The sequence below is a fragment of the Alienimonas sp. DA493 genome (assembly GCF_043951915.1).
In the GTDB taxonomy this organism is placed as follows: domain Bacteria; phylum Planctomycetota; class Planctomycetia; order Planctomycetales; family Planctomycetaceae; genus Alienimonas.
The window spans coordinates 1-6644 of sequence record NZ_JBINJD010000223.1 but is presented as its reverse complement, the minus strand read 5'-3'; the positions used below and the strand labels follow the sequence as shown (position 1 = coordinate 6644).

Below are 6644 nucleotides of genomic sequence, written 5' to 3'. Positions count from 1 at the left end.
AACGCCGAGGCCCCGCGGGGCCTCGGCGTTACGATCGGGGCATGAGCCTCGACGCCCTCCCCAAAACCCGCGCCGTTCTCGAGCAGGGCCGCGAGGACGGCCTGCACCACGGGGCGCAACTCTTCGTGCAGTACCGCGGCGAGATCGTCTGCGACGCGGCAATCGGCGAGGCCCGGCCGGGCGAACCGCTGACGGCGGAACACGTCATGCTCTGGCTCTCCGCGGGAAAACCGGTAACGGCGGCGGCGATCGTGGTCCTCTGCGACGGGCCGGGCAGTCAGCCGTTCGCGAAGCTCGCGCTGGACGGCCCGGTCGTCCGACACGTGCCAGAGTTCGCCCGCGGCGGGGCGGAGAAGCGGGCCGTCACCGTCCGCCACCTCCTCACCCACACCGCCGGCCTGCCGAACGTCGATCCGGGATACCCGGAAGTCGACTGGGACGAGTCCGTCCGCCGAATCTGCGACGCCCCGTTGGAAGAGGACTGGGTCGTCGGCCGGACGGCCGGCTACCACCCGAAGTCCTCTTGGTTCCTGCTTGGAGAGATCGTGCGTCGGATTGTGGGCGAACCGGCCGACGCCTGGATGGAGCGGACGATGCTCGGCCCCGCCGGGATCGAGGGGCTGCGGTTCCGTTTCTCCCCGGAGGAACTGGCCGACGTGCGCCCGCGGCTCGCCCCGACGTTCCGTCGCCAAGGCCGCGAACTGATCGACGCCGACCTGCTGACCGACGCCCACCTCACCCGGTGGTCGCCGGGCTCCTCGTTGCGGGGAACGGCCCGGAGCGTCGGCGACTTCTACTCCACCCTGAACGACAGCCGGGCCGACTGCGACTTCCCGCTGATGGGCGAGCTGGCCGCCGAGGCGATAATCGCCCGGCACCGCGTCGGGGAGTTCGACCGGACGCTCGGCCACGTCGTCGACTTCGGCCTTGGGGTGATCGTCGACTCGAACCGCTACGGGGCGGAGACCGTGCCGTACGGGTTCGGGCCGCACTGCTCGCCGCGGACGTTCGGGCACGGGGGGAGCCAGTCGACCATGGCCTTCTGCGACCCGGAGAACGACCTCGTCGTCGCCTGGGCCACCAACGGCATGTGCGGGGAGCCGAAGCACCAGCGCCGCAACCGGGCGATCAACGCGGCGATCTACGAAGACCTCGGCCTCTCGTAGGGTCCGCTCCGCGGACCGTCGTGCGATTGGCGAAGTTCTTGGAATACGGTCCGCAGAGCGGACCCTACGGATCAGCGGAGAGTATCCGTGACGCCCAACCGCGCCCGGGCCAGTTGCGCCCACGGCCCGCGGTCGTCGTGGGCGAGGTAGGCCCGGTAGTGTTCCTCCGCGGCGGCGTCGCCGAGGGCGTGCAGGCTCTCGGCGAGGTGGAAGTGGGCCTCCGGCAGGTCGCCGTGGATCTCCAGCGCCGTGCGGAACGCCTTGGCGGCGGAGCGGTGTTCGCCCCCGCTGGCCCGGACGCAGCCGAGCTGCACCCAAGCTTCGAGGTACCGCGGGTCGTGCTCCGTGGCCGCCCGGTAGCGTTCGGCAGCGGCATCCGGCCGGCCGGTGCGGAACAGGGCGTCGGCGAGGTGAAAGTGAGCCTCCGGGTGCGTCGGCTCCTTCGCCAAACAGGCCCGCAGGGCCGCCTCCGCGGCGGCGGGGTCGTCGGCGTCCAACCGCTCCACGCCCAGCCGCAGCCACTCGGCGGCCGAGCGTCGCTCGGCCCGCCCGCCGTCGGGGTCCGGCAGGCGGAGCAGGGCGGGGGAGGGCGGTTCGTCGGGGGCGTCGCCGTCGCGGGAGGGTTCGTCCGAGGCGAACTCCAGCACTCGCTGGCCGGTCGCCGGCTCGCGCAGGCCGGCGTCGTCGCGGACGAGCAACCGGCCGTCGCGGGCCAACAGGTCGAGCCGCCCCGCGGCAACGGCCTCCTCGCCGAACACCTCCGCCAGCGCCGCCAGCCCCGCGGCGAGATCCGCCTTCGACACCCCCGCCGCCAGCAGCTTGGCGAGGGTGCGGGTGCGGGCGACCTCAGCGAAGTCGAAGTAGGGCAGCCGGTGCACCGTCTTGACCGGGCGAATCAGCCCGTCCCGGGCCCAGGCCCGGATGCGGCCCGGGGTGACGTCCAGCAGGCCGGAGAGCATCGCCGGGGTGTACAGCCGCCGCACCCCGGCCGACAGGTCCCCGCCCAGCGAGGCGCCCGGCTCCCCCGCGCTCAGGCCGGCAAGCCGCAGCCAATCGCTCTCGGCGAGCAAGCGCACGGTCGCCTCGCCGGTGCGGTTCCACTCCGCGGCCCGGCGGAACTTCACCGTGGGGGCGCCGTCGTCCGCCAGCGGCCAGCCTTCCTCGCCGACGATCAGCAGCGTCGTCGAGCGGGTGAGCCGTTCGGCGAAGGTTCCCCCGAGGTCCTTCACCAGCCGGGCCGCCGCGGCGTGGGTCATGCTGGCCAGCGTGCCGGTGAAGGCGACGGTCTCCCCGGCCAGCGGCGGCGGGTCGGCGGGGTCCTCGGGGGGCGGGTCGATCGGCTCGTCGGCGTCGTCGTCCGCCGTCGGGTCGGCCGGGGCGACCGGTTCGGCGGATGGGGACGAAACCGCGGGCACGACGGCGAAGTGACGGGAAGCGGGCGGGTGTGGCGGGCGGCCGCGTGTCGGACCGGGAATCTCGGCGGTAGTTTAGGCGTTCCACCCGCCCCGCGCGATCCTCACCGGCCCTCCGATGTCCTCGTCCGCCCCCCGCTCCGGCCTCCAGACCGCTCCGCTGCCCGAGGCCGACCCCGAAATTTTCGCCGCCATCGAGCGGGAACGCGGCCGTCAAACCGACGGCCTCGAACTGATCGCCAGCGAGAACTACACCAGCGCCGCGGTGATGCAGGCGCAGGGCTCCTGCCTGACGAACAAGTACGCCGAGGGCTACCCCGGCCGCCGCTACTACGGCGGCTGCGAATACGTCGACCAGATCGAGAACCTCGCCCGGGACCGGGCCAAGCAACTGTTCGGGGCGGAGCACGCCAACGTTCAGCCGCACGCCGGTTCTCAGGCGAACTTCGCCGCCTTCACCGCGATCCTGCAGCCGGGCGACACGTTCCTCGCCATGGACCTCGCCCACGGCGGGCACCTGACGCACGGCATGCACCTGAACGTCAGCGGGCAGTTCTTCCAGCCGGTCCATTACGGCGTGCGGCAGAGCGACCACCGGATCGACTTCGATCAGGTGGCGAAGCTCGCCCGGGAGCACAAGCCGAAGATGATCGTCGCCGGCGCCAGCGCCTACCCGCGGGAGATCGAGCACGCCCGCTTCGCGGAGATCGCCAAGGAGGTCGGCGCCAAGCTGCTGGTCGACATGGCCCACTACAGCGGTCTGGTCGCCGCGAAGCTGCACGACGACCCGGTCGCCGTGGCCGACGTGGTCACCACCACCACCCACAAGACGCTCCGCGGCCCCCGCAGCGGGCTGATCCTCTGCCGGGAGGAGCTGGCGAAGGCGATCGACCGGCAGGTGTTCCCCGGCAGCCAGGGCGGCCCGCTGATGCACGCGATCGCCGGCAAGGCCGTCTGCTTCAACGAGGCGCTCCAGCCGGAGTTCAAGCAGTACGCCCAGCAGGTGAAGGACAACGCGCGGGCCCTCGGCGAGGCCCTCGCCGCCGGCGGCGTGACGCTGGTGTCCGGCGGCACGGACAACCACCTGTTGCTCTGCGACGTGACCGCGGTCGGCACCACCGGCAAGATCGCGGAGAAGGCCCTCGACGCCGCCGGGATCACGGTCAACAAGAACATGATCCCGTTCGACCCCCGCAAGCCGATGGACCCGTCCGGCATCCGCTTCGGCACCGCCGCCCTGACGACCCGCGGCATGAAGCAGGACGAGATGCAGCGCGTCGCCGCCTGGGTGCTCGAAGTCCTCGCTAACCCGGAGGACGAGGCCCTGCTGAAGCGCATCCACGAGGCCGTCACCGAGTTCGCCCGCGGCTACCCGGTCCCGGGCGTCACGACGGCGGCGTGAGCGACAGCGGCGTCAGCGTCGGCGTGAGCCCCGCATTCAGGCTTCCGCTGCGAAAGCCCTCCAGATCGAGGGTCACGTAGCGGAAGCCCAGACGTTTCAACTCCTCGCTGACCGCCGCCGCCTCGCCGACTACGCGGGGCAGGGCGGGGAGGGGGACTTCGACGCGGGCCAGTTCGTTCGCCTCGCAGCGGACGCGGCACTCCCGCAGGTCGAACCGCGCCTTCAGCCAGGCCTCCGCGGCGTCGACGCGGCGGACGCGGTCCCGCGTCACCGGCACGCCGTAGGCGATGCGGCTGCTCAGGCAGGGGCTCGCCGGCTTGTCCCACACCGGCAGGGCCCACGCCCGCGCCAAGGCCCGCACCTCGGCCTTCGTCACGCCGCACTCCAGCAGGGGGCTGCGGACGCCGCGCTCGCCGGCGGCCCGCATGCCGGGGCGGTGGTCGCCGGCGTCGTCGGCGTTCGCCCCGTTGACGACCGCGTCTACGCCCAACTCCGGCAGCAGGTCGGCGAGGCGGTCGTAGAGTTCGCTTTTGCAGTGAAAGCAGCGGTCCGGGGCGTTGGCGAGGTAGTCCGGGGAGGCGAACTCCTCCGTGCGTACCACCCGGTGCCGAATGCCGATCTCCGCCGCAACGGCCGCCGCGGTCTCCAGCTCCCCGGAGGCGAGGCTGGGGCTGTCGGCGGTCACGGCGACGGTGTGCTTCCCGCAGGCGAGCGCCGCAGCTTTGGCGACCACGGCGCTGTCCACCCCGCCGCTGAAGGCCACCGCGACCCGCCCCAGCCCGCGCAAGGCGTCCAACAGCTGATCGCGTTTCGCCGCGAGATCCGGGGGAGGGGAGGGGGAGTGAGCGGACGACATCGGCCGATTCTAACGTGACCGGCTCGAAACGCGGCGAACCTCGCGGTCCGCGGCCCGGTTACAATCACGTCGACGCACCGCCCGTTCACCTCTTCTATGACCCTGCCGATGCGCCCGCCCCGTTCCCGTTCGCTCGCGATCGTCGTCGCCCTCGGCGTCGTCGCCGCGGTCGCCGTCGCGCCCGACCCCGCCGTCGGGCGGTCCGATCTGACCCGCGCCCAGCGGGTGGAGCTCGTCGGGCTGAAGCGGGACGCGGTGCGGATCGGCGGCCTGCTGCGTCGCGGCCAAACGGAGGAGGCGAAGACGATGCTGGCCGAGGTCGAGGGCCGTTTCGCCGAGCTCAAGGAGGCCGCCGGCGGTCTGGAGGGCGAACGCTACGCCGAACTGATCGAGGAGGACCTCGCCGAAGCCCGGTCCGCCCTGGAGCCCGGGGCCGCCGCGGAGGAAGAGGCTCACCCGAACATGGCGGAAATGCTCGCGGACGACGCCGAAACCCCCGCGACGGCCATGAACCGGCCGGAGCAGGCGATGGCCGACGCATCGAACGGCGGCGGGGCGGGGGGGATCACCTTTTCGAAGGACGTCGCCCCCACGCTGGTGAACTCCTGCGGGCGCTGCCACATGAACGGCCAGTCCCGCGGCGGGTTCTCCATGAACAGCTACCAGGAGCTGATGGAGAGCGGCTACGTCGACCCGGACGACCCGGAGGGCGGCCGGATGATCCGCCTGATGGGGCAGGTCGAACAGCCGAAGATGCCCCCCGGCAACGCCCGTATCAAACGCAGCCAGTGGACGAACGCCCGCGCCTGGGCCGTCGCCGGCGCCAAGCTGGACAAGGGCGACCCGGCCGCCCCGATGCGGCTGCTCGTCCCGACCGAGGCCCAGTTGTTGCGAGCGGCGATGGCGAAGATGAGCGACGAGGAACTCGCCGCGTCCCGCCTGGAGCGGGCGAACGAACTGTTCAAGAAAGCTCTGCGGCGCTCCACGCCGACAGTCGTGGAGGTTTCCGCCGCCGAGTCGCCCGCGACCGGCGGGCTGATCCTCATCGGCAACGTGGACGAGTCCCGACTGGAGCAGATCGCCGGCTGGATTAAGGAGGACGCCGCCCGCCTCGCCCCGCTGGCCGGGGAAGACGGCCTCGGCGGCCGCGGGCCGCTGACCGTGTTCGTGATGAAGAGCCGGTTCGACTACCAGGAGTTCCACGCCGCCGCCCACGGCCTGTTCGAGGTGCCGCCCAGCGTCACCGCGGACGCCACCGTGCCGGCCGACGGCAGCGACGCCTACATCGCCTTGCAGGATCTGCGGGACGACGCCACCCGCGACGACCCCGGCATGCACGCGAACGTGATCTTCGGCCTCGCCGAGGCCGCGATGAAGGGCCGCGACGGCGACGTGCCGGCGTGGCTGTCGGCGGGTCTCGGCCCGGCGATCGCCTTCGAGGTCGATCCCCAGAATCCGGCGCTGCGGGCGATGGCCGAACGCCTGCCGGCGGCGTTCTCCCGGCTGTCGAAGCCGGAGGACCTGCTCAAGCCCGGCACCTTCGCCCCCGAGGAGATGCCCGCGGTCGGCGCCGCGTTGGTCTCCGTGCTGCGGAAGAACGGCGGCGACAGAAAGCTTGGCCAGCTGCTCGACGCGATGGCCGCCTCCGCCCCGGCCGAGCAGCCGGCGATGATGAACAACATGCGGCGCGGCGGGAACCGGGACCGCGGCGACGGCGGGGCCGCGGCCCTGTGGCAGGTCTACGGCGTCGCCCCGGCCCAGTTGGCCGCCTGGCTCGCCGCGGCGGCCCGCTGACGGCAGCGGCGAGG

At 72.6% G+C, this 6644-nt stretch carries 5 protein-coding genes; 3 read left to right on the top strand and 2 right to left on the bottom strand.

Annotated features, from left to right (window positions below; translation table 11 throughout):
- The first annotated feature begins 41 nt into the window (after window positions 1-41).
- Window positions 42-1166, top strand: a complete 1125-nt coding sequence (locus ACG2DA_RS21065; protein WP_395258445.1) for a serine hydrolase domain-containing protein — start codon at window positions 42-44, stop codon at window positions 1164-1166.
- A 71-nt stretch (window positions 1167-1237) separates the two neighbouring features.
- Here the strand turns inward: ACG2DA_RS21065 and ACG2DA_RS21060 are convergent, their stop codons facing one another.
- Window positions 1238-2581 carry a tetratricopeptide repeat protein gene (locus tag ACG2DA_RS21060; RefSeq protein ID WP_395258444.1) on the bottom strand — a complete coding sequence of 448 codons (1344 nt, stop codon included), beginning with the start codon at window positions 2579-2581 and terminating at the stop codon, window positions 1238-1240.
- Between the two features lie 115 nt (window positions 2582-2696).
- Here ACG2DA_RS21060 and glyA point away from each other — a divergent pair, with 115 nt between their 5' ends.
- Window positions 2697-3980, top strand: a complete 1284-nt coding sequence (glyA, locus tag ACG2DA_RS21055) for a serine hydroxymethyltransferase (protein WP_395258442.1) — start codon at window positions 2697-2699, stop codon at window positions 3978-3980.
- Here the strand turns inward: glyA and larE are convergent.
- Entirely contained in the window at window positions 3964-4836 is an 873-nt protein-coding gene (gene larE / locus ACG2DA_RS21050) for an ATP-dependent sacrificial sulfur transferase LarE (protein ID WP_395258440.1), read from the bottom strand. The two genes, glyA and larE, sit on opposite strands and share 17 nt — an antisense overlap.
- A gap of 108 nt (window positions 4837-4944) precedes the next feature.
- Between larE and ACG2DA_RS21045 the strand changes: the two genes are divergently transcribed.
- Window positions 4945-6630, top strand: coding sequence for a c-type cytochrome domain-containing protein (locus ACG2DA_RS21045; RefSeq protein ID WP_395258439.1), 1686 nt, complete (start codon window positions 4945-4947; stop codon window positions 6628-6630).
- The last annotated feature ends 14 nt before the right edge of the window (window positions 6631-6644 follow it).

Excerpts from the sequence above, each read along its gene's own strand:
- ACG2DA_RS21065 (WP_395258445.1), top strand. The coding sequence starts at position 42 with ATGAGCCTCGACGCCCTCCCCAAAACCCGCGCCGTTCTCGAGCAGGGC.
- glyA (WP_395258442.1), top strand. The coding sequence starts at position 2,697 with ATGTCCTCGTCCGCCCCCCGCTCCGGCCTCCAGACCGCTCCGCTGCCC.
- larE (WP_395258440.1), bottom strand. The coding sequence starts at position 4,836 with ATGTCGTCCGCTCACTCCCCCTCCCCTCCCCCGGATCTCGCGGCGAAA.
- ACG2DA_RS21045 (WP_395258439.1), top strand. The coding sequence starts at position 4,945 with ATGCGCCCGCCCCGTTCCCGTTCGCTCGCGATCGTCGTCGCCCTCGGC.